General features: G+C 42.8%; 21 protein-coding genes. 19 read left to right on the top strand and 2 right to left on the bottom strand.

The window, feature by feature from the left end; translation table 11 throughout:
* The first annotated feature begins 10 nt into the window (after positions 1 to 10).
* From ACI3E5_RS01870 to ACI3E5_RS01935, 14 genes are all read left to right on the top strand, one after another.
* Positions 11 to 3,301: a GH36-type glycosyl hydrolase domain-containing protein gene (locus tag ACI3E5_RS01870; protein WP_498820738.1), complete on the top strand. Its 3,291-nt coding sequence runs from the start codon at positions 11 to 13 to the stop codon at positions 3,299 to 3,301.
* A gap of 13 nt (positions 3,302 to 3,314) precedes the next feature.
* Complete coding sequence (locus tag ACI3E5_RS01875; RefSeq protein ID WP_077453864.1) at positions 3,315 to 4,274, top strand: LacI family DNA-binding transcriptional regulator; 960 nt, start codon at positions 3,315 to 3,317, stop codon at positions 4,272 to 4,274.
* Positions 4,275 to 4,909: 635 nt separating this feature from the next.
* Entirely contained in the window at positions 4,910 to 9,778 is a 4,869-nt protein-coding gene (locus ACI3E5_RS01880) for a hypothetical protein (protein ID WP_498820739.1), read from the top strand.
* A gap of 14 nt (positions 9,779 to 9,792) precedes the next feature.
* A complete protein-coding gene (locus ACI3E5_RS01885; protein WP_077453992.1) occupies positions 9,793 to 10,161 on the top strand; it encodes an EF2685/EF0750 family sortase-dependent surface protein in 369 nt (122 codons plus the stop codon).
* Complete coding sequence (locus ACI3E5_RS01890; RefSeq protein ID WP_498820740.1) at positions 10,094 to 10,816, top strand: WxL domain-containing protein; 723 nt, start codon at positions 10,094 to 10,096, stop codon at positions 10,814 to 10,816. Before ACI3E5_RS01885 ends, ACI3E5_RS01890 begins: the two co-directional genes overlap by 68 nt.
* Positions 10,817 to 10,853: 37 nt before the next feature.
* Entirely contained in the window at positions 10,854 to 11,654 is an 801-nt protein-coding gene (locus ACI3E5_RS01895; protein WP_096742140.1) for a WxL domain-containing protein, read from the top strand.
* Positions 11,655 to 11,665: 11 nt separating this feature from the next.
* On the top strand, positions 11,666 to 12,406 hold the full coding sequence (locus ACI3E5_RS01900; RefSeq protein WP_077453989.1) for a WxL domain-containing protein: 741 nt from the start codon (positions 11,666 to 11,668) through the stop codon (positions 12,404 to 12,406).
* Positions 12,407 to 12,473: 67 nt separating this feature from the next.
* Entirely contained in the window at positions 12,474 to 13,556 is a 1,083-nt protein-coding gene (locus ACI3E5_RS01905; protein ID WP_195265419.1) for a WxLIP family cell surface protein, read from the top strand.
* On the top strand, positions 13,546 to 14,340 hold the full coding sequence (locus ACI3E5_RS01910; protein WP_244353423.1) for a class A sortase: 795 nt from the start codon (positions 13,546 to 13,548) through the stop codon (positions 14,338 to 14,340). Before ACI3E5_RS01905 ends, ACI3E5_RS01910 begins: the two co-directional genes overlap by 11 nt.
* A gap of 43 nt (positions 14,341 to 14,383) precedes the next feature.
* Positions 14,384 to 14,875 (top strand): hypothetical protein, encoded by a 492-nt coding sequence (locus ACI3E5_RS01915; protein ID WP_077453987.1) that lies wholly within the window; start codon positions 14,384 to 14,386, stop codon positions 14,873 to 14,875.
* Entirely contained in the window at positions 14,853 to 16,313 is a 1,461-nt protein-coding gene (locus ACI3E5_RS01920) for an AcpB/EbpR/MafR family transcriptional regulator (RefSeq protein ID WP_498820742.1), read from the top strand. The genes ACI3E5_RS01915 and ACI3E5_RS01920 overlap by 23 nt, the downstream gene beginning before the upstream one ends.
* Positions 16,314 to 16,522: 209 nt before the next feature.
* The gene (locus ACI3E5_RS01925) at positions 16,523 to 17,092 is read left to right on the top strand and encodes a TetR/AcrR family transcriptional regulator (protein WP_077453985.1); all 570 of its coding nucleotides are present in this window, start codon (positions 16,523 to 16,525) and stop codon (positions 17,090 to 17,092) included.
* 3 nt (positions 17,093 to 17,095) lie between these two features.
* A complete protein-coding gene (locus tag ACI3E5_RS01930; RefSeq protein WP_195265417.1) occupies positions 17,096 to 17,554 on the top strand; it encodes a low molecular weight protein-tyrosine-phosphatase in 459 nt (152 codons plus the stop codon).
* 106 nt (positions 17,555 to 17,660) lie between these two features.
* The gene (locus ACI3E5_RS01935; RefSeq protein ID WP_077453983.1) at positions 17,661 to 18,014 is read left to right on the top strand and encodes a hypothetical protein; all 354 of its coding nucleotides are present in this window, start codon (positions 17,661 to 17,663) and stop codon (positions 18,012 to 18,014) included.
* 64 nt (positions 18,015 to 18,078) lie between these two features.
* Here the strand turns inward: ACI3E5_RS01935 and ACI3E5_RS01940 are convergent, their stop codons facing one another.
* Entirely contained in the window at positions 18,079 to 18,438 is a 360-nt protein-coding gene (locus ACI3E5_RS01940) for an iron chaperone (RefSeq protein WP_081118262.1), read from the bottom strand.
* Between the two features lie 360 nt (positions 18,439 to 18,798).
* Positions 18,799 to 20,304, bottom strand: coding sequence for a helix-turn-helix domain-containing protein (locus tag ACI3E5_RS01945; protein ID WP_140965123.1), 1,506 nt, complete (start codon positions 20,302 to 20,304; stop codon positions 18,799 to 18,801).
* A gap of 399 nt (positions 20,305 to 20,703) precedes the next feature.
* Between ACI3E5_RS01945 and ACI3E5_RS01950 the strand changes: the two genes are divergently transcribed.
* From ACI3E5_RS01950 to ACI3E5_RS01970, 5 genes are all read left to right on the top strand, one after another.
* Positions 20,704 to 21,018: a YdcP family protein gene (locus ACI3E5_RS01950; protein WP_000420682.1), complete on the top strand. Its 315-nt coding sequence runs from the start codon at positions 20,704 to 20,706 to the stop codon at positions 21,016 to 21,018.
* A 15-nt stretch (positions 21,019 to 21,033) separates the two neighbouring features.
* The gene (locus ACI3E5_RS01955; RefSeq protein ID WP_000985015.1) at positions 21,034 to 21,420 is read left to right on the top strand and encodes a YdcP family protein; all 387 of its coding nucleotides are present in this window, start codon (positions 21,034 to 21,036) and stop codon (positions 21,418 to 21,420) included.
* Between the two features lie 28 nt (positions 21,421 to 21,448).
* Positions 21,449 to 22,834 (top strand): FtsK/SpoIIIE domain-containing protein, encoded by a 1,386-nt coding sequence (locus ACI3E5_RS01960; protein WP_000813488.1) that lies wholly within the window; start codon positions 21,449 to 21,451, stop codon positions 22,832 to 22,834.
* 177 nt (positions 22,835 to 23,011) lie between these two features.
* Positions 23,012 to 24,217 carry a MobT family relaxase gene (mobT, locus tag ACI3E5_RS01965; RefSeq protein ID WP_000398284.1) on the top strand — a complete coding sequence of 402 codons (1,206 nt, stop codon included), beginning with the start codon at positions 23,012 to 23,014 and terminating at the stop codon, positions 24,215 to 24,217.
* 42 nt (positions 24,218 to 24,259) lie between these two features.
* Positions 24,260 to 24,481: a hypothetical protein gene (locus ACI3E5_RS01970; RefSeq protein ID WP_001009056.1), complete on the top strand. Its 222-nt coding sequence runs from the start codon at positions 24,260 to 24,262 to the stop codon at positions 24,479 to 24,481.
* Positions 24,482 to 24,488 lie beyond the last annotated feature (7 nt).

Raw genomic sequence — 24,488 nt, forward strand, 5'->3', positions numbered from 1 at the left:
GAAGGTTTCTATGACGAAAAAAATAGTGATGAATAATGCAAATACGACCGTGACGTTTTTACCAAACGGTGATTTATATGAGATCCAAAGTCACGGTGTGATGATCAATCAGTTGAACGGAAATGCGCTAGATGGTAGTTTAAATCAAATCTATCTACGACTGCGTGAAGCGGGGGAATTGTCCTTTATTCCCTTGATCGGTTCAAATTCCGACAGTGCCTTTGCCTACTCAGACAAACAGCTGACCTGGACCGGGACGTATCAGTCCATCAATTACCAAGTTGATTTCCAATTGGCACAAGATTGCTGGTTCTGGCGGGTTCAATTGAGTGGTTCTGGGGAAGCGGAACTGGTTTACGGACAAGATCTTGGTAATGCAGCCAAAGGGGCTGTTCAATCCAATGAAGCCTATGTTTCGCAATATATCGACCATCATGTTAGCTATGATAAGGATCGCATCGTGCTTTCTTCGCGTCAAAATCAACCACAAAATGGTCAATTTCCATTGGTGGAACAGGGCAGCTTCCAAGCCTTAAAAGGCTTCTCGACGGATGGCTATCAATTTTTCGGTCGCAGCTACAAAGAAACGAATCAACCAGCTGCACTTAGCCAAGAAACGTTAGCCAATGAAGTGTATCAATACGAATTTGCCTATACGGCACTACAAACGCAATGGTTGACGGTAAGTGAGACGCCTACGGAAATCGTTTTTTACGCAGCGGTCAAAGCCAATCAAGCGACGGCAGTCAATGAACCGCAGTTTGCACTTGAACCGTTGAAAGAAACGTATCAAGCCTTGTCCTTCGACTCGTTGCAAGCAACGGCGCAGCCACGAAAAAACTTTGGTCAACCGCTCACAGGGCTGACATTTACCACAGAAGAAATCAACGAGCGATTTCCTCAGCAAGAAGCAGTGGAAAGCGTTGACGAACAGCTGTATTCCTTTTTTACCCCTGACTATCACCATGTCGTGTTGAAGGAAAAGGAAGGACAGATGGAACGCTCCCATGGACATATTTTGATGAGCGGACAAGATCTGATCGTCGATCAACCCATTTTGAGCACGACCGTTTACATGACGGGGATGTTTAACTCCCAAATCGTATTAGGCAATACGAACATGAACAAATTGTTGAGCAATAGCCGCAACTCATTGAATCTGTTCAAACGTTCCGGTCAGCGGATCTATTTGAAAGACGGCGATCAATGGCGGATTTTAACGATGCCATCTGCCTTTGAAATGGGCTTGAATTCGGCGACGTGGTACTACAAAACAGCCGATGATGTCATTCAAGTAACGACCTTCACGAAAGCAAATGGACGCACGATTGCAACGACCATCACTAGTGAACAAGGTCGTGCCTACACCTGGGCCATCACTAATCAATTTGTGATGGGGATCGATGAAGCTGCACCGACTGCTACCATTTCGCAAGATCAACAATTGCTCACCATCAAAGGAACAGCGGATTCACCGATTGCGGAAACTTATCCAGAATTGACGTATTATCTCCATGCGGCTCAACCTTTTGAACTGACCGATGAAACGATTTTCAATGTGGCAGCCGACGATAGCACGACCGTATTGACCTTTGCAGAACAGGCGACGATTTCCTTCGTGATCCAAGGCACACTGACTGGTGAACCCTTTGTTTCCGAAACGTTAGATCGCCAGCAAGAAGACACTGCCTATACGGCCTTTGTCGATGATTTATTGAATCAGTTTGAATTGAAACATTCGCAGGCAGACGTTGCATCCTTCAATCACTTGGCACGTTGGTACACCCACAATATGCTTGTTCATTACTTGTCTCCTCATGGTCTTGAACAGTACGGTGGTGCTGCTTGGGGGACTCGAGACGTTTCCCAAGGACCGACTGAGTATTTCTTAGCACTTAATCGTCCTGAAATGGTGGCGTCCATCATCGAGCATTTGTTTGAAAATCAATTTGCAGATGACGGCAACTGGCCACAATGGTTTATGTTTGACCGCTATGAGAAACAAAAAGCCGATGAGAGCCACGGAGATGTGATCGTCTGGCCAATGAAAGTCGTTAGTGACTATCTCGAAAAAACTAAAGATTTCGCGATTTTGGAAAAAGAACTGCCTTATACGGATCGCGCAACCTTCTTGAAAACCAAGACCAAAGCTTCGTTGTTTGATCATTTGAAAAAAGAAGTGGCGTATATCGAAGCGAACTTCTTGGAAGGAACGTACCTGTCTTGTTATGGTGATGGCGATTGGGATGACACCTTGCAGCCAAATAACAGTAAGTTGAAGAAACAAATGGCCAGCAGCTGGACCGTTGCCTTGACCTATGAAGTATTGAAAAAATTAGCCAGCCAGTTGCAGTCGGTTGACCCAGAGTATGCCAAACATTTAACAGAACTGTCTGCGGGCATCAAACACGACTTTGAAAAATACATGTTAGCTGATGGCACTTTGCCAGGATTTGTCTATATGGAAGATAGCGAGCACGTGGAACTGATGGTCCATCCGACTGACAAGAAAACCGGTATCCAATACCGATTGCTGCCGATGCAGCAAAGCATGATCGGTGAGCTGTTATCTCCCGAACAAGCCGATCATCATGTGGCGATCATCAAGGAGCATTTGCAATTTCCAGATGGGGTGCGCTTGATGAATCGTCCAGCGACTTATGCGGGTGGTGTCAGCACCAATTTCAAGCGAGCAGAACAAGCAGCCAACTTTGGACGAGAAATCGGTTTGCAGTACGTTCACGCCCACATCCGCTTTACCGAAGCGATGGCGAAATTAGGTCGTGAAGAAGAGACTTGGCAAGCGCTTGGGGTCATCAATCCGATCCAGATCGCTCAACGGGTCGAAAACGCGGAGATCCGTCAAGCAAATGCGTATTTCAGCAGTTCTGATGGCGATTTCAAAACAAGGGTTGAAGCCCAAGAAAATTTTGGTAAACTTAAGGAGGCAGCAGTCGGCGTCAAAGGCGGCTGGCGCATCTATTCTAGTGGTCCAGGGATCTATATGAATCAGTTGATCAGCAATGTGTTAGGCATTCGTACCTTTGTTGATCATGTTGAACTTGATCCTGTCTTGCCAGCGGAATTAGCAGGATTGACACTGACGTATCGACTCTTTGATCGGCCGGTCGAAATCGTCTATCATTCGGCAAGTACGCCGAAAGTATTGATCAACGGGGAAGAAATGTCCACTGAGTTTGCGGAAAACCGCTACCGTCAAGGTGCGCTTGTCCTGAAGAAAGCAACACTTTGCGCCAAACTAAACGAAAACCAAACCAATACGATCGATATCTATCGTTAAGAAAGGAGAAGCCATGGTAGGAATCAAAGATATTGCCCAAAAAGCGGGTGTCTCCATATCCACCGTTTCGTATGCATTGAATGGCAGTCCAAAAGTGACCGAGGAAACCCGCGCGCGGATTCAAGCGATCGCAAACGAATTGAACTATGTTCCGAACATGGCTGCTCGCACACTGAAACGCAGACAAACCAACATCATCGGTGTTTATCTCGCCGATTATGCTGGAAGTTTTTATGGGGAATTGCTAGATGGCATCAAGAAAGGGCTGGAACTTTTCGGCTATGAAATGATCGTCTGCAGCGGCAAGAAATCACACTTGTTTATTCCTGAGCGGATGGTGGACGGTGCCATCATTTTGGATTGGACGTTTCCGGCAAAGGAAATCGAGCAATACGCCCAACGAGGGCATCAAATCGTCGTGTTAGACCGTGTCTTATCTCATGAAAATATCCATCAAGTCTTGTTAGACAACAAAGGAGGGGCGGCGCTGGCGATCGATCGCTTGATCGCTGGACAAAGCCAAAAAGTCTTCCTCTTAGCAGGGCCAGAAAAAGGCTACGACAGTCGGGAGCGCTTGGAAGCCAGTACGAAAGAATTGACGCGCTTTGGTATTCCTTATGAAGTCATTCCTGGTGACTTCACGGAACCTTCTGGTTATCGAGCGGCAAAACAGCTCTTAGCAAATGATCCCCAGTTTCCCATTGATATCTTTGCCTTCAATGATGAAATGGCAATCGGAGTCTACAAATATGTTCGTGAGACCGACTTTCGCATCGGGAACGAAATCCGCATTATCGGGTTTGATAACACGGAGTTAGGCGCTTTTGTGCAGCCGCGCTTAGCGACGATCTCCTATTCGAAACATCGATGGGGCATGGTGGCAGCTGAGAAAATCGTACAATCAATCCAAGGGGAACCGGTGGCGGACGAGCATATTTATACCACTTTTGTGGATGGTGGATCATTTATTTAATCGATCCAATAAAGAAAATAAGATGTAAAAAGCCTCAAACAGAGCACTCTGTTTGAGGCTTTTTATGCGTTTTTTTTAACAATAACTTTACTTATTTTATCAAAAACAGTGATTTATAAAAAAAATAATATTTTTTATTTTGTTATTTTATATGTACTGATTTTTTTAAATAACGTTTTTTATTCATTTTTTGATTATAACATTATCATTATCTACAGAGAGAAGATGGGAAGCGTTCTTTTAACTTATCATTTTTGGGAGATAGAAAAGCTTTTTTCTTCACGGGATTTTGTCAAATATTTTATCTTTTTATTTATTTTTCTCATCTTAATTTAATTGTTGGTGTTGATTTATCCCTCGTTTTTTGTATTATTTATGAAGGAGAAAAGCAGTTTTTTGAAAAGAATCGATGATTCATCCTGATAATTTGCGATTTTTTCAATCGATGAGTAACAGATAGCTGTAAGATGTGGAAGTTACTAAAATTGGAATTATGAAAAAACAATTATAATCATAATTTTGAACGGGAGAAAAAAAGAATTACAATTCTCTTCCTTCAAATCGCTAAACTAAGAGTTGTAACACATGGCGTGCACTGCGCGATACGTTAATTTTTTTAAGATAGGAGGGATAAAGTGAAACGGTTTTTAACATCTTTACTTGTTTTTCTACTAACATCAGGTCCGTGTTTTTCATATGCAATGGTAGTGGCACAAGCCGAAAGTGTTACAAAAACAAGTGAAGAACAAAGTATGTCTTCTTCTGACCCCGTCGTTTCATCGATCGACAGTCTGGAAGAGACGAAGGAAACGGAAATGCAAGCATCTAGCGAACCTGCTTCGACAGATTCTACAGAAGCAACTGCGAAGACATCTTCGTCAGAGACCGAAGAGTCATCTGAAGCCGTAGAAGAAGTACAATTGACTTTTTTGACAGATACTGAGCATGTATTTGCTACTGGGGAAACCAGCATTCAGGTCAGCAAAAACAAAGGGGAAGCAATAGAAAAAAGTGAACTACCAGTTTTTGAGGATGATACTGATTTTGAAGGATGGGCGTTAGACGGGACAGTTTACACGAGCCAAGCGTTGACAGAATTGATTTTCACGGAGAATCAAACTTTGACAGCTGTTTTTAAACCGACTGTTAAGGCAAGAGCGGCGAACATTTCGTTGGCGGAGCAATCAATCAAAGAGATCATTGCGGAAGCCGATAAAACGAGAGTGATCGCTGTACCAAGTCCAGCTGGAGATGGTTTAGCATATGCGGAATATACCAATAGTGCTGAAGGGATTCGTCAAGCGTTGTTCGATATGTATCAAAACGGCAATGGCCAAGAATTTGCTTTGTATGTTGGTTCGGGTGGATCGTTATCACTGCCGGCGAATCTGACTTCAAAGACGATTCCAGCCACAGTCGATAATACAAATATGACTTTTTATGCGCTGCAAGGAAAAATCAGCCGTTTGATCATCACAGGTCATGGCGATGATCCCATCACAGATGCAACAACGTTGACTTCAGGTAGTCGAACAGTCGCACTTGGCACGGACATCTACTTTGGTTCTGATGTAGTGATTCGAAACCTCAACTATACGGGTACGAGGATGTACATGAATGGGCATAGTCTTTCATTAAACGGTGGTTCCACCGGCAATGGCCTTGCGATTTATGGGGGAAGCAACAATGGCGACCTTACTGGAAACCCGACGATCACGCTAAATGCGACAGGTTCAGGAACTTGGAACATCTATGGTGGGAATCAAAGCGGTGGTACCTTGACCGGGAATACAGCGATTGTCGTAAATAATACAGTAGGTAATATCAGTACGATCGCTGGAGGTGCCAATATCGGTACGATTGATGGGAATACCAGTGTCACGATCAATCGTTTGAATGGGACCCTAAGTAATTATTATGGCGGTGGTATTGGAACGAACGCTTCCAATACAGCCAATGTGACAGGCAATGTTGAAACGACGATTCAAACGACTAATGCAAGCTTCCGTTTAAGTGCTTTCGCTGGTGGTGTTCAATACGGCAATATCGGTGGCACCATCCGTAGTACGATTTCTGGTGCTGGCGGTTGGTCAGGCACAGCCAATCGTTTCATAGGCGGTTCATTTTATGGCAACATCGGCTCTGACCGTTCTAAGGATGCCATCGTGACCAACCTTGATGCCAGCAGTTATTCCACTGGACGTAGTGAATTTGAAGGTGGCAATCGGAATACTGGTACCATCATAGGAAACATCGTTAACACCGTGAAAGCAGGGCCGAGTGCCAGCGTCGGGGGAATTGGTGATTTTAACGGCGGTGGAGGAAACAATGTCAGTACCTTGTCTCAAAGTTCAATGGGGGCTTCGAATACGACGACGTATGACAACTATACTCCGGAACAACGAGCAGCATTGGCAGAAGCAGCGGCAAGTTTTAAAGTTTATGGCGATATCACTTCTCATCTAGTCAGTGGTTCCTTTTCAAACGGTGCGATTTATTCGACGGCAGCTGGTCGAGGCGGCTATATTGAAGGAAACACAACGATTGAAGTTGGCACGATCACTTCGGATGGTAGTCCTGGTGGAGATGGGATTGCTTATACAGGCACCAGACCAACGAATCTAGATTACTCAACGACCAATAAAACAAGAGGAAACGCCTCTGGATGGGATATCGTTGGTGGCGGTGGTTATCCAGGAACAGCATGGGATATCTATATTAAAGGAAATACCAAAACGATCTTGAATAACACGGTTGCTCGCTGGACCTACGGTGGTTCCTTCTCAGGTGTCATTGAGGGAAATTCTTCCAATACTTTAAACTCTGGGATCGTCGATACGCTAGAAGGAACAGGGTATACTGGACGCCGCGTTTATGGAGATGGACGAACGACCGTAAATAATGGGCAAGTAGACTGGTTTTTATCTGGTGGCGGCTGGGATGACTTGTTAGTGACCGGCAATGTCGCAGTAACGGTTTATGATGGGGTGATCAATGCCTCACTCGGTGCCTCTTATGGTGTCGCTTCTTCTCACACCATTAACGGAAACTCAGATAATCGAGTGTTTGGTGGAAACTTCTCAGGTACCCCGCGTACAGGGTCTAATGGTTTTTCAGGCGGTGTTACGAACAATGGACGGTTATTAGGGAATGCCAGTTTGACATTGGATTTGAGAAATTATGATGGGGAGTTTGCCCTTCCTTCTGGAACAAACATCTCAGGCGGCAATCCATTTAACAGTACGAATATCGTTGGGACCGATAGCTCCAATACGATTACATTGAACATATACACAAAACCAGGGTCAGATGCGCTGAATGGGGCAACGATCTATGGCGATGGTGGACGGACTGCTAGCAATACGAGAAGCGGCAAAATTTATATGAATATCCAAGCGGAAGGATCAAGTATCGGAAATTTATACACCACGTACTATTCCAATATTTCTTCCAGTCAAATTTTAAGAGATGTCGAGATGCGGGTTCAAGGAGCCAAAAGTATCAATGGGATCTCAGGCGGAAACGCGTCAGATAACTTTACGAACACGATCGTAGCCAACAGCAGTAATCAAGTGAAGATGAACTTTGGTGAAAATGTCGATGGGACAGCTTCTTATCAAACTGATCCGATCGCTGTGACGGGTCTGGGGATCGTCAACTTTACCGAATTGAACGTGACAAACGGCATCAAGCTAATGGCCAATGGGGGAGACATCAAAAATGGTCGTTCAGCTACTGCTGCCAATCACGCAACGACCTATCATCAGTTCGGTGATATCCATCTTTCTAAAAATGCCGGTATCGGTATTTCTTCCGCAACGAATTTGATTTCAGGCGCGAAGTTAACGGTGGAAGACGAAGGGACTATCGAATCGCCGCCGGGAACGGGGCGAATCAATCTCTCAGATTTCGCAACACCAGATACGGATAAAGATCACTTAACGTGGCTGAAAACGACGACCAATGATGCAGGTTCTCGAGTCAATAGTCAAGGAACGTGGTTTGGTGCGGTTAGTGCTTACCAAGTGTTGACCATAAATCCAACTGCTGCTAATGCGGCAGCGATCACCCCAATCAATTTCAGTGGGATCGAAAAAGCGACTGGGAAAACCTTCATTGGGGACAACGATGTGACCAATGCAGCCAACGGGTACGGTATTGCGATACCAGGGTCGATCATTAACTACGAAGTTGAAACACCGGGAGTCGCGAACGGGATCGGGGCTATTAGTCACAATGTAACAGCAGTCAAAGAGAACAATACACCGCTGACCTTGCAAGCCTGGGGGACGGAGCAAGCAGGGACACAAGTGCAAAAAGGGCGTTTATTGATTCCTTATACGGTCACAGAATTGCCAACATTGACGTTTACACCAGAAACCCAAACGTCCGGTTCATGGTTATATGCCGGTCAAATCAAATCCAGCAAGCTAGATAGCACGGATCAGCAGTTGACGGAACAACCAGATTCAGAACCAGTTGATTGGACGAGTCCTGATGGGGAATATAGTTACGATATCAGCGTACGCTACTCAAATAAGGCGGAAGTTCAAGCCCGCAATGTGATCCTTACAGAACAAGAGGCACAATCGCTGACCAAAGAACAAGCCGTGACATATCTCGAAGCCAGCGGGCGTCCTTTCTTTAAGGACACGCTGACAGAAGAGGTCTTAGCTGCAATTCAAGAACCGTTAGAAACAGCGGTCTATCGCAAACAAGCGATCACTTTCTCGGTAGGTGAAAACGATCAGAATCAGGCAGAAACCACCGTTAATTTGGTGGTGGTCAAAAATGAGAGTGTCATTTCTGACGACCGGCAATTTGCCGTCTATGCAAAAGATGTCCGTTTGACCTTACCGGAAGCAACGGCGCTGACCGATGAAGCAGCTCTGGCAGACTATACCCAAGCAACCACGATTTTTGCAGATAATCGCGAAAATGTACCACCGACTGTCGATCCGCAAGCTTTTACCGCGATCCAACAAGCAACGGAAGATGAGTTGTTGAAAAATGTGTCAACGGCTTACCATTATGAAGCAGGCAGTCAACGGGCAGAAAAAGTCGTCAACGTCGCAGTTGCCGGCGAGCTTGTTTTAAGCAGTGTGCCGACAGCCTTTGATTTTGGGCAGCAAAAAGTTGCCACAGAAACACAAGATTATTGGCCAACGATCACAGGAGAACTAGCGGTGAAAGATACCAGAGGATCCGAACGAAGTCCATGGCGCTTGACGGTCAAAGAGCAACAGCCATTAACGGATGGAACAGATCAATTAACCGATGTCTTCCGCTTTGTGAAAAACGGTCAAGAACAGATGATAACTAGTGGGGAAATGATCATCGAGGAAACGGAATTGACAGAAAATGGCACTTACGTCGTGAATCAGCACTGGGGCGAAAGTGAAAATGAAGGCATCAAACTTACTGTTCCAGTCGAACAGCAAAAAGTTGGGGACTATCAAGGAACCTTGAGCTGGCAGCTGGTTTCGGCACCTGGCAACCCATAAAGGCAGGAAAACAAATGAAAAAAATCATGATCGGTGTTATTACTGGCTATCTATTATTGTTCCCTCAACTCGTTTCAGCAGCTGAAGCAGGTGCCTATGACAGCAATGGTGTCACTTCCTTTTTCGGCGTCTATGAAGAACCCGTTGAGGAGCCAGAAGAGCCCATAAAAGAACAGCCAGGGAATAAACAAGTTAATCAAAAAGGCAACAATATTTTGCCAGCAACAGGGTCAGATCACTTTAATCGCTATCAAAGCAGTGGTCTTGTCGTTTTGTTGGCAGTAGGAATCATTTTAATCAAAAGGAGAACAAAAAATGAAAAAACTTTTCTTGACGGCAGGCATTCTATTGATGAGCACTGCTCTGTTACCAACAACCGTTAATGCCGCTGAATACACCTCAAATGGAGCAATCACTTTTGAAGCGGACCCGAATCCAACCAATCCAGTTGATCCGACCGATCCAGAAAAACCAGTGGATCCCGTCGATCCAACCGATCCCGATGGACCAAACCCTGGAACAGCTGGACCATTATCGATTGATTTTGCTTCAAGTTTTCAATTTGGCAACCAACTGATCACTTCTGAAACAAAAGATTATTACGCACAGCTACAAGAGTTCACAGCTGGCGCTGCTGGACGAAACTATGTGCAAGTAACTGATAAACGAGGAACACAAGAAGGTTGGTCATTGAGCGTTGTGCAAAATGGACAATTCAAAACGGCTGATGACGAAGAACTGGTAGGCGCTTCATTATCGATCGCCTCTGGCGCTACAACTTCGGTTACCGATATGCAATACGCACCAACGGTTACGACAAGTCATACCTTTGTACCAGATAGTGAAGTCACATTGGTCAACGCACCTGTTGGAAAAGGAATGGGTACTTGGATCTACAAGTTTGGGACCGATGCAACGGAAGGAGCAACGGCAGTAAAATTAAACGTGCCAGGTAGTTCTGTAAAATTAGCCAAAGAGTATCGGACGACATTGACTTGGAATTTAAAGAATGTCCCAGATAATATCGGTAGTAATTAAGAAACGATCTTTAAAATAAAAGGAGTGTTATATATTAATGAAAAAAACAGCGTGGGTCTTTGTAAGTCTTGCCGTATTGGCAGCAGCGAGTGCAGCAACCGAGGTTTCAGCAGCTGAAGCTGCTTCTTACACATCAAATGGGGCGGTTGATTTTATTCCGAATACTGATCCGACGAACCCAGTCAATCCAGAAAATCCAGATCCAGAAAATCCGGTCAATCCTGTGGATCCAACCGATCCCGATGGACCAAATCCTGGAACGAATGGCCCATTATCGATCGATTATGCCTCTAGCTTAGATTTTGGTGTCAATAAAATCTCAAATAAAAACGAAGTCTATTATGCACGAGCACAAGGATACTTGAATGACGATGACACAGCTTCTACATTAAAAACGGCCAATTATGTCCAAGTTACAGATAATCGCGGTAGTAATGCCGGTTGGCGGTTGTCTGTGAAACAAAATGGGCAGTTCAAAAATGAGTCAACGTTGAATCAAGAATTGACAGGTTCTGTCATCACCCTAACAAGTCCGACAGTTAGATCCAATGCGGTAGGTGTCACAGCTCCTGTGGCGGAAGCAACGATCACATTGGATGCAGCAGGTGCTGAATCAGTGGTGATGACTGCAGCAAATCAAACGGGGGCTGGAACATGGGTCAATGCTTGGGGAAGCGTTGAAACGGTCACTGAAATAGATAAAGATGGCCAAGAAGTACAAGCAGATGTTACCAAAGCGGTCGCACTTTCTGTACCCGGCAGCACACCAAAAGATGCCGTTAGCTACACGACTACACTAACTTGGGTATTATCAGATACACCAGGAACGGAAGGATAAGGAGTATAGATATGAAAAAGACACTAGCATTTCTCTCAGTATTAGGCTTAAGCCTAGCAGCACCAGTGCTGGCACAAGCAGCAGACAGTGCAGAATACAACTCAAATGGACAAATCACCTTTGAACCAAATACGGATCCAACCAATCCAATCAGCCCAACGGATCCAGATCCAGAAAATCCAATCAAACCAGTTGATCCAACAGACCCAGATGGACCAAATCCGGGAACCAACGGACCGCTATCGATTGATTTTGCTTCAAGCCTTTACTTTGGCACACAAAAAATCACCTCGAAAACAGAGGTCTATCATGCGGAAACCCAAAAATACGTGGATTCAGCAAATGAAAATCAAGAAGGCCCCAACTTCGTCCAAGTAACAGACAATCGGGGAACAGAGAGCGGTTGGACATTGAATGTTCGCCAAAATGGCCAGTTCAAAACAGCGGAAGACCAAGAATTGACTGCTGCGCAAATTCGTTTGACAAAGGGAACTGTGGTAACACCGTCATTGTCACCAAAACCATCAAATGTGAGCACAACGATCACATTGAATCCAAACGGTGCCCAATCCTTAGTGATGAGTGCCCAAGATGGTGAAGGAGCAGGAACCTATCTAATGAGTTGGGGCGATAGTTTAGCCGCAGCCATGGATAGTATTGAGTTGGAAGTTCCAGGCTCAACGACGAAATATGCCAGCCAATACAACACCACGTTTACTTGGTTACTAACAGACACACCAACCAACCCATAAGTACCAGCTTTCTCCTTGAACCCTTTCGAGGTTCAAGGAGAATACATAGAAAGAAGGGACATCCATCATGAAAAAAATCAACCAGCTTTTGGCGCTCCTATTCGCGAGTATTTTCTTTTTCGTACCAACTATAGGAACCGCTTCTGAATTTAACTTTGCCGTCAATCCAGTGATTCCAGAGAACCAAATCGATAAAGAAAAGACTTATTTTGACTTGAAAATGGCGCCGGGGACGGTCCAAACTGTGGAAGTCCAATTGCGTAATGATACCGATCAAGAGGTAGTCATCGCACCAGTGATCGCTTCAGCTACCACAAACCTAAATGGAGTCGTGGAATATGGCGAAAACGACATCAAAGCAGATGAAACATTGCCTTATGATATGGCTGACTTGATTGAAGTGGAGAAAGAAATCACGATCCCGAAACAATCCCAGATCACCTTGCCTTTAAAGATCACTATGCCTTCGGAATCCTTTGAAGGAGTCATCGCAGGTGGCTTGACCTTAAAAGAAACGACAGAGGAAAATGCTACGGCTGACAGTGAAGAAGACCAAGGCTTAGCCATCAAGAACGAGTATGCCTATGTCGTTGCGATTTTATTGCGTCAAAATACAGCAGAAGTTGCGCCGGATCTGAAACTACTAGATGTTGGACCGGGACAAGTCAATTCTCGTAACACCATCAATGTCACCCTTCAAAATCCTGAAGCAGCGTACTTGAATTCATTACGCCTGATCAATGAAGTGAAGAAAAAAGGCGATAGCGATGTTTTGTATTCTTCGGATACTTCCCGGATGCAAATGGCACCTAATTCCAACTTCTCGTACCCAATCTCATTAGAAGGACAACGTTTAGAAGCCGGGACCTACGTGTTGACTTCCGTTGCCTATGGTGGGAAAAGTGAAGAAGGACAATACAAAGTTGAAAATGAAGAAGGCGAAGAAGAAAGCTATCTTTATAAGTGGACCTTTGAGAAAGAATTCACAGTGACTGGCGATGTCGCACGTGATCTGAACCAGAAAGATGTGACGATCGAAACAGATTACACGTGGCTTTACTTCTTGATCGGCGGTCTGTTGTTATTGCTCGCCTTCTTGCTGCTTTTATGGTACCGACGAAAGAAAAAAAATGAAACGGATGAAGCGTGAGCACCTTGAGAAATATTTGATCGATGGCTTGATCATCGCAGGTATCCTCTTGTTGGCACTTCCTTTTCTAAAAGAAAGCATCGTCAGTTGGCAATTACGCACAAGCGAATTGACGATAGCGACCCAGCTGCCGACAACGATTCCAGAAGAAGAAACCATTCAGATACCGACTCTGGAGGACGTCTTAGCGCCACAGCCAGCAACGATCACCGGGTACGGCTTTGTTGCAATTGAAGCGATCGAGTTCCAGCAGCCGCTATTGGTGGGGATAACCAATCAGCAGCTACTGAAAGGCGGTGTCGTGATGTTTCCTCAGCGTTTGTTAAAAAATAGCAATTTTGTCGTTTTAGGGCATCATCTCGGTAGACAAAGTTTGTTATTTGGTCAATTGCTAGAAGCACAGGTGGGGATGGAAGTGTCAGTGAGCTATCTCGAGGAAAATCAACAGTATATCATCATCGATAAAAAAATCGTGGAGGAAACAGACTTGTCGGTTTTAGCGGATGACCAAGGGCCAAGGCTGACCTTGATCACTTGTCCAACACCAACGCGAACGGACGAACGTTTAGTGCTGACAGCGATTCCTGTTGAGCAGACAACTGCCCAGCAGTCGCAAAAATCGTCGAGCAGTACGCCACAATCATCGGATGGGATGATTGAAAAACAAGAAAAGCAATGGAAACAACAATCTAAAAAAAATTGGTTTCTTTTATTTGTTATTTTATTTATAATTAGTGGATGCCTGCTAAGCGTTCACAAACTGTTGGAACGTTCAGCGTCATAGAAAGATCATCAGAAAGTGCGCGGATGATAAGGAAGGTGAAGAAATGAAACGCAGATTTGGCTTTGTCATTGGTGCCTGCATGTTTATTGGATTGATTGATCTTGTTACAGAACAAGTCGTTTTTGCCACCATCTATAATCCGCTGGACCCCTCAGAAGAAATCGTTCCGACAGATCCTCCGGAAGAAGTACCAGAAAAAGTGAATGAACCACCTGCTGAAAAAAAAGAACCAGAAGAGCAACCAGCTCCTGAACCGGAAACGGTTCCGAAGAAAGAACAGGAGCAATCCATATCTCCAGAAAGTAATTTTTTGGACAAACAGAAACACTTTGGACAACGAGTCATGCTAGAAGATGTTTTCGTATCGGATAGTTTAAAAGTGGATGTAGCACTCCCAGGAAATAATACGGATGGCGATGGGGATGATAAACCTTCGTATCTTGCCAGTCTCTGCTATTTATTTTCAGGAAACGTTCTTTATGGCCAAAAAAATAATGGAGGCTTGAAAACGCATGTTTGTGACATTTTTGAATAAAGCGGACAAACGAAAATTGGTCCTGTTACAATATTTGGAAAACGCCATCGCTCTTTCTGAAACGAAAGAAACCTTGATGGATCAATTGACCATGTCGGAATTTCTAATCAACAAAACCGTTCAAGAATTGAATCTTGATTTTTATGAACTAGGGTTGAATGAGGAATTTGAGATCGTGACCGATGGGACGGTCATTAAACTCAATGCGTCCGGGCTGGCAACTTCCGATACGCTATTGACTTATTATTTGGATCAAGCGTTAAAATTTTCCATGTTGAAAGAATGTTTTTTTGAACAATTGTCTTCGCTATATGAATTTGCCACCAATCATTATTTGAGTCACAATCCTGTCTATAAAGAATTTAAACAGTTTAAACTGATTTTGAAGGAATACGACATTGATGTGACGAAAGAGTTTCAGCTGGTGGGGGAGGAAAGTGAAATCAGAGAATTTATTTTTCTCTTTTTTATGAAGGAATATTATTTGGATCATTCTCCCTTTCCAAAAGAGATCCTCGAAAAAGAAAAGTCTTTTGCGCGATTCAATGAGAGTAATTGGCTTAATCACAAACAGTCTGCTCGCATGCGAATTCGCAAGAAACACTATTTAGGCATTATTTTGTCCCGCATGGATAAAGGGTATTACATGCAAAATACGCTAGAAAATGATTTGATCATGCCGAAGCACTTGGTGATTATTGATGAGTTGAAAAGCTGGTTACAAGAGATTTTAGCCATCACAGATCAAGAAGTGCTAGAATGTGAGGCACGGGATATTTTACGCTTTTTGATCGTTGAAGGGTGGTTGATCGACAATAACAGCTACATTGATCAAGAACAAACCTATATTCAGCAATTAAACACGGATTTTATTCAATCGGTCCAACAGCAGTTCTCATTAACGGCTGAAACATTGACACTCCTTCAGACCGAGACGACCACGATCCATTACCAGCTCTTATCGTTTTCCTTTAGTTCCCGCTATGAATACCAATATATGGATGTGACGTATTTTCTTGAGACGTACCCCGAATATGCAGCCTTTTGTCGCAACTATTTAGAAGAAAACCGCAATCGCCCAATCTTATGGAACAACAAGGAATTTTTGTTTTTCAGATACCTGATTTTATTAGTTTCTACGATTCCTTTAAAAGAGATTTTGGTTCCCTTGTATGTCTGCGTTGATTTTTCTTTTGGTGATTCTTATAATCAGATGATCCAAAAGAATATCGAAAAAATTCTCGATTTGAATGTGCAATTCCAGAGTTACCCAGATGATCATACGCATTTGATTCTTTCAAACCTCCCCTTTTATGGTGCCTTAGGAATCGACCATATCTTATGGTTGGCCCCTCCTAGACCTATTGATTGGGCCAATTTCACAGAAAAAGTCAGCGCGATCCGCAGGGAACAGTTTCAAAACAAAACGGCACAATGAGCATCTCGCTGTTTTAATAATAAAGCGTCGTCTGTCCTCTCAAGGAGGCAGGCGTTTTTTTTGCAGAGAATCACATTGCCAAAAGAACAATCATGAATCGGTCATCTTTGTAATGTATCACTTATTGGTTGTGAAAAAGGAACATTTGATAGGATTTTTTTTTGCTAGAAAATTTGGTATGATAGAAAGAGAAGAAAAAGAGGTGCCCTATGATGGATGGGAAACAAACGAAGGCTGTGATTGGCCAGACATTGATCACCCTTTGTGAGACCAAAGAAGTGAATAAGATCAGCGTGCAGGAGATCGCCGAAAAAGCGCAGGTCAATCGGCAGACGTTTTACTATCATTTTCCTGATAAGAAAGCCTTGATCCAATGGATCTATCGGCAAGATGCGCTGATTTTTTTGACGACTGAAGATGTCGCCCTTGATAATTGGGAAGAGGCCGCCTTACGCATGCTGAAAGCAATGAAACAAGCGCCGGCCTTTTACCGCAAATCACTGGCTTATGACCGCGAGATCTTAATGAACGGTTTTTTACAGATCACAGAACCGCTTTTTCAGCGCTTATTCTTGGAGGTCGATCAAGAGCAGCAATTGACGAAACAAGACATTCTATTTTATAGCCGGTTCTTTTCCTACGGCTGCGGAGGCATTTTGGAAAATTGGATTCATAACGACTTTCCAGAGACGCCATTAGAGATTGCAACGCAATTGTTTCGTTTGGCGAAGGATGTAGAATTTTTTGGCCACCAAATCTATGAAAAAGAGGAGCAGTGAGCGATGACGAAAGTTTTATTTGTTTGTTTAGGTAATATATGCCGTTCCCCCATGGCAGAAGCCATTTATAGAGCAGAAATAGCAAAACGCAAATTGGATTGGCAGATCGATTCGGCAGCGACTAGCTCTTGGGAAGTCGGACACTCAGCTCATCCAGGAACTCAGAAAAAGCTCCGTCAAGTGGGGTTATCAAGCGAAGGTCTTATCTCCCGCCAGATCACAGAGGCAGATTTTACAAAATTTGATTGGATCATTGGCATGGATGAGAGCAATGTTAAAAACCTGCATGGGCTGGCACCAGCCAATACGACAGCCAAGATCCGTTCGTATATGAGTGTCGTTCCCGGCAAAGAGACTGAGGAAGTGCCAGATCCTTATTATACAGGGGATTTTGAAGAGACCTACCAACTGCTACAAGAAGGAATTCCTTATTGGCTAGAGAGTATTTCTTCGGAGAAATAAGACGTGTTCGCTTGTATTTTATCAAAAATTTGCTAAAATAGGATTATGAAATGCGAACGTATGTGTGGTTTTATAAACTGCTGTAACGCGCAGAAAGGAATGTCCAATGGAAAAGAAACCATCACCCATTAAACAGTTGGGTAAACTCATTGTGATGACATCCACAACCTTGCTAGATACCTTCTTCAGTGATGATGCTGACAAGAAGAATCAGTCTGAAAAAGTGAAAGAGATCCAGCGAACGCTGCAAGAAGCAGCTGCTGCGAAGCATCTGGTGGTGTTGCAAGTAAAGACAGAGAAATTGGGTGGTTTTGAAACCGTTACCGGGTGGATCGTCGGTAAAACGGTAGCAAAAGAACAAGTTGTCTTGAAATTACAAAGTGACCGTCAGCAGCTGCGAATTATTCCCCTGAATCATGTGCTGAAAGTCAGCACCTTGAATACAAAACCCGGCTTGTAATCAAGCCTATGCATAGCAAAAAAACCGCTGGGTCATTAGACATAGCGGTTTTTTTAATTGGTAATTAAGCGTGCTTGTTTTTGACTTCAGCGAGTCGCCAAGCAGTCATCATAGCGATCAGTTCATAAGGGATCGGTTGCGCAAAAGGGAACTGGACCGCCCCTTTACTAGTCTTGTAGGGTTGTAGAGCCTCTTGGAAGGCCGTGATCGCAGAAGGCGTAGGATAAAAGCCGAGATGCTGTTTGGCGCAGGCAAAATGCACGATAGTTTCTTCCTGATGATAGGTGGGCATTTGGTAACTGATTTTTTCAACCGCTTCTGGCAAGACAGCCTTAATCGTTTGGCGGACAGTTCTTAAAATCACTTGTCGTTCTGCTGGAGCTGCTGCAATGTATTGGTCAACTGTCGTAATGTCTTTTGTCATGGGACACCTCCTGCCTTTAGTATACGGTAAACTCCGTAAGAAAAAAAGGAGCCTGTCAGTGGGTGGCTGACAGGCAAGGAGTAAAAATGAAAAGTGTTAGTTAGGGTTGTTTGTTGGGTTATGTATACTATACTGCCCAAATATGAATTTTTTGTGGAGAAAAGATTGGAAAGTGTTTAAGTTTACTACCTAAGAAAATACCCCAAAAAAGACCCGTCGGTGGGTGGCCGACGGGAAGGAGTTAAAAATGAAAAAGTGTTAGTTAGGGTTGTTTGTTGGTATACATAAAGTATACGAGATAAATATGAATATTCTGTGACAAAACTTTTCGGAAGTTCTTAAGAAACCGTAACGGTTTGATTACAAGGAAAGATTCTTTTCATCAAAACGATTTTTTAAGGTACGGTACAAATCAATGTATTGCCGATCATCTGCCGCATAATCCCAAATATAACTCATTTTTTCTGGTTTAAGCTTTTTCATCAATTGGTTGGAACTAACGATAACATCATAATTTTCTTGCTGATTCAGATCATAAGGCTCTGCTGCCACGAAGGTCAAGTCATGCAAGAATTGATTTAAACCTTGAACAACTAAGAAATTATCTTCTAAGGCAACCCCAACCCGTAGACGATTCGAGTAACGGATTTGATCATAAAATGGCAAGAGGGCATGAGTATACATCGTTGCCATCTGCTCTTGATTTTCATCATTGATATAATCTACTGCTGATTCTTCACGGTAGCTAGTCAAGAAATCGTCGATTTTTTGTTGTAACTGTTCTTCAGCAGATCCGCGATTGATCGATGGTGTCAGCAAGCGATAGATGTTAGGAAATGGCTGACGAAAAACATAGTTGCCGAAGGTCACATTAATCAAATTCCCCACAACTAATGGCTCGTCTAACAGGCCAGGTTGTGAAGCAAAAAATGTTGCTTTCATTTCTGCTAAAAGGTCTGCCACAAGCGGATAGACCGGATTTTGTTTGTTTGAGAAGAAATGGATCGTTTGTTGTAAGGCTTCTTCTTCCGGACTTAAATAGAATGGGAAGATTTGCGCCATCAAATAAATAAAGCCAGATTCACCTTTCAGTTGTTTGTCCGTCATTGAAACTTCAGGATCAACGACTTGCGTCAAACGCTCAAAATCGAAGTATGGATTATTTTTCATCAAGAAATTGTACCGTTTGTCGTATTTGGCAAAATTTTCTTTTTTGATTCGTAAAAGGATCAGGGCAGCAAAATACTTCAACTCTAGTCGACCAAGATAAGAGTGAGTCATTGGGAAGTATTCCGTGAAACGATCCACTACTTTTTCTGCTTCGCTTTCCGCGATCGCAAAAGGCCATTCAATGCCACGGGTACCTAACCAAATAATGTTGAATAAGGAGAGCCGCACAAGACGCTCATCGCCTACTAAGTTTGATTCAGTGTAAGTAAAGCGAAGCTGGAATTGTTTCAAATGTTTTTTTAGATGTTCAAATTTGCGAGACACCGTTGAACGACTGACATCGTATTTTGCACAAAAATCCGTGATCGTTGGATTGTCTTCATTCAGCATGTAAAGAACATATAAGAACGGAACGCTTTTATTCAATAAATAGAAGCGGTATTCATCGATCGTTACCGCGATATTCTGAGGCTGTAATTTACCGCCACGACCGAGTATCGACATATGATCCGGAGTCAACTCAGCTAGATCTTGGTCGATCTCAGTCAACTCGATAAAAGCTTGTTGGTAGCTCAACTCCATTTCCTTTGCCAATTGTGCGATTGGGTGACTAGGGTTTTGCAGAGTTAGCATACGCCGGAATATTTTAAATTTAATTAATGTTTGCGGGTCCATCATAAGTTCTTCATAAAACATAGGTATCCTCCTTTGTGGCTCTATTGTATCTTTTTTTTACGAAACTGTCAGTCTTTTTATATAAAAAATAGCATAAAAATCTAGTTATCCGCATAAAAACTGGACTTATCACACTTTATCAAGGTCAAAACCACTCAATTTACTACTAATTTACTACTTATGAATGAGCTTTGATACGACGATTTATCCTTGAAAAGTGAAGATATAAAGATACTTCCAATAAAATTTGAATATTTAATAGGTAGACACTTCAAAAAATGAGGTGTCTATTTTTTTACCCGATTTTGAAAGGAAGTGAACTTATGAAAACAAAAAATCAAGAATCAAAAGGTCGTTCCCCACTCTTTAAGACCATCAAACATTCATTCAGCCAATAAAAAAGAAAGGATAGGTAAAAATATGGAACTTAAATTTGTGATTCCCAACATGGAAAAAACATTCGGCAATTTAGAATTTGCTGGCGAGGATAAAGTCGTTCAGCGAAGAATCAACGGACGGCTAACTGTCTTATCAAGAAGCTATAATCTCTATTCTGATGTTCAAAGAGCAGATGATATTGTGGTGGTGCTTCCTGCTGAAGCTGGCGAAAAACATTTCGGCTTTGAGGAACGTGTGAAGTTAGTCAATCCACGTATTACCGCAGAGGGCTACAAAATCGGCACTCGTGGTTTTACAAATTACCTTTTACATGCTGACGACATGATAAAAGAATAAAGAAAGAGAGGAAAAATGATGAGATTAGCAAATGGCATTGTATTAGATAAAGACACGACTTTTGGAGAATTGAAATTCTCTGCTCTACGTCGTGAAGTGAGAATCCAAAATGAAGACGGGTCGGTTTCAGATGAAATCAAGGAACGTACCTATGACTTAAAATCCAAAGGACAAGGACGCATGATTCAAGTAAGTATTCCTGCCAGCGTGCCTTTGAAAGAGTTTGATTATAACGCACGGGTGGAACTTATCAATCCCATTGCGGACACCGTTGCTACTGCCACCTATCAAGGAGCAGATGTTGACTGGTATATCAAGGCAGACGATATTGTGCTGACAAAGGATTCTAGTTCATTCAAAGCTCAACCACAAGCAAAGAAAGAACCGACACAAGACAAATAGTCGCTAGGTAGAAAGGAGACTTTTTCGCATGAAACAGCGTGGTAAAAGGATTCGCCCATCTGGTAAAGATTTAGTCTTTCATTTTACGATAGCGTCACTCCTGCCTGTTTTCCTGCTGGTTGTCGGACTGTTTCATGTGAAGACAATCCAGCAGATCAACTGGCAGGATTTTAACCTATCACAAGCAGATAAGATTGACATTCCCTATTTAATTATCAGTTTCAGTGTCGCAATTCTTATCTGCTTGCTGGTAGCGTTTGTATTCAAACGGGTTCGCTATGATACGGTTAAACAACTTTACCACCGTCAAAAACTGGCAAAGATGATACTTGAAAACAAGTGGTATGAATCTGAACAGGTCAAAACAGAGGGTTTCTTTAAAGATAGTGCTGGTCGTACAAAGGAAAAGATAACCTACTTCCCTAAAATGTATTATCGACTTAAAAATGGCTTGATACAGATACGGGTGGAAATCACGCTGGGAAAATATCAAGACCAACTCTTACACTTGGAAAAGAAATTAGAGAGTGGCTTGTACTGTGAGCTGACGGATAAAGAGTTAAAGGATTCCTATGTGGAATATACTTTGCTCTATGACACCATAGCCAGTCGTATTTCTATTGATGAAGTAGAAGCTAAAGATGGTAAACTTCGCTTAATGAAAAACGTATGGTGGGAATATGATAAGCTCCCTCATATGTTGATTGCTGGTGGTACAGGTGGCGGTAAAACTTACTTTATACTGACACTGATTGAAGCCTTGCTTCATACAGATTCAAAACTGTATATTCTTGACCCGAAAAATGCTGATCTTGCGGACTTAGGTTCTGTGATGGCAAATGTCTACTATAGAAAAGAAGACTTGCTTTCTTGCATTGAAACATTCTATGAAGAAATGATGAAACGTAGTGAGGAAATGAAGCAGATGAAGAACTATAAGACTGGCAAAAATTATGCTTACTTAGGTCTCCCGGCACACTTCTTAATCTTTGATGAATACGTCGCTTTCATGGAAATGCTGGGAACAAAAGAAAACACCGCAGTTATGAATAAGCTGAAACAGATTGTCATGTTAGGTCGTCAAGCTGGCTTCTTTCTAATACTGGCTTGTCAACGTCCAGACGCAAAATATTTAGGCGACGGAATCCGTGATCAGTTTAATTTCAGAGTGGCTTTAGGTCGTATGTCTGAAATGGGCTATGGCATGATGTTTGGCAGTGACGTACAAAAGGATTTCTTCTTAAAGCGAATCAAAGGTCGTGGCTATGTTGATGTAGGAACAAGTGTCATATCAGAGTTTTATACTCCCCTTGTACCAAAAGGATATGATTTCTTGGAGGAAATTAAAAAGTTATCCAACAGCAGACAGTCCACGCAGGCGACGTGCGAAGCGGAAGTCGCAGGTGTGGACTGATCTTGCTGGCTGGTGTGGCAATAGCCACGCCAGCACTTAACCCCCCGTATCTAACAGGGGGGTACAAATCGACAGGAAACAGTCAAAAAAACATTAGAAAATCCTTTGGTTACAAGGGATTTACAAAATTTCAGCGTATGTCAAATGGGCTTTAAAAGTTGACATACGCCTTTTTGATTGGAGGGATTTTTACTGAATGAACAAACTTGGTTACAGCATTTAAAAGAAAAACGCTTGGCTTATGGACTATCTCAAAACCGTTTAGCTGTTGCGACTGGTATTACAAGGCAGTATCTAAGCGATATTGAAACAGGAAAAGTCAAGCCATCAGAGGATTTACAGCAGTCCCTTTGGGAAGCTCTGGAACGCTTCAATCCCGACGCTCCCCTTGAAATGCTGTTTGATTATGTAAGAATTCGCTTTCCGACAACAGACGTACAGCAGGTGGTCGAAAACATCTTACAACTGAAACTGTCCTATTTTCTTCATGAGGACTATGGTTTCTATTCTTATTCAGAGCATTATGCTTTAGGCGACATATTCGTCCTTTGCTCCCATGAACTGGACAAAGGAGTTCTGGTGGAATTGAAAGGTCGTGGGTGCAGACAATTTGAAAGCTATCTTCTGGCACAACAAAGAAGCTGGTATGAGTTCTTTATGGACGTTTTGGTGGCTGGCGGTGTGATGAAACGCCTTGACCTTGCCATTAACGATAAGACAGGGATTTTAAATATCCCTGTACTCACTGAAAAGTGCCAACAGGAAGAATGTATCTCCGTCTTCCGCAGTTTTAAAAGCTATCGCAGTGGCGAACTGGTACGCAAAGAGGAAAAGGAATGTATGGGAAACACCCTCTATATCGGTTCATTACAAAGTGAAGTTTATTTCTGTATCTATGAAAAGGACTACGAGCAGTACAAGAAAAATGATATTCCCATTGAAGACGCAGAAGTAAAAAACCGTTTTGAGATTCGATTGAAAAATGAGCGTGCCTATTATGCAGTCCGTGATTTACTCGTCTATGACAATCCAGAGCATACCGCCTTTAAAATTATCAATCGGTATATCCGTTTTGTAGATAAAGACGATTCCAAACCTCGTTCTGATTGGAAACTGAATGAAGAATGGGCTTGGTTTATTGGGAACAATCGTGAACGATTAAAACTAACCACAAAACCAGAGCCTTACTCCTTCCAAAGGACGCTGAACTGGCTATCTCATCAAGTTGCCCCGACCTTAAAGGTTGCGATTAAACTTGATGAAATCAACCAGACGCAGGTTGTAAAAGACATTCTCGACCATGCGAAACTGACAGACCGACACAAGCAGATTTTGAAGCAACAGTCAGTAAAAGAACAGGACGTGATAACAACAAAAAAATAACTCAAATACAAATTCATTGAATATAGAGAGGAGAACATTTTTATGAATTTTGGACAAAACCTTTATAACTGGTTTCTATCAAACGCTCAATCACTGGTGCTTTTAGCAATCGTTGTGATTGGCTTGTATCTTGGCTTCAAGCGTGAGTTTAGCAAACTGATTGGCTTTTTAATTATTGCGATTATTGCGGTTGGCTTAGTCTTCAACGCTGCTGGAGTAAAAGACATTTTACTAGAGCTATTCAATCGCATTATTGGTGCTTAAATAAAAC

Source organism: Candidatus Enterococcus avicola, assembly GCF_047470845.1.
In the GTDB taxonomy this organism is placed as follows: domain Bacteria; phylum Bacillota; class Bacilli; order Lactobacillales; family Enterococcaceae; genus Enterococcus_D; species Enterococcus_D casseliflavus.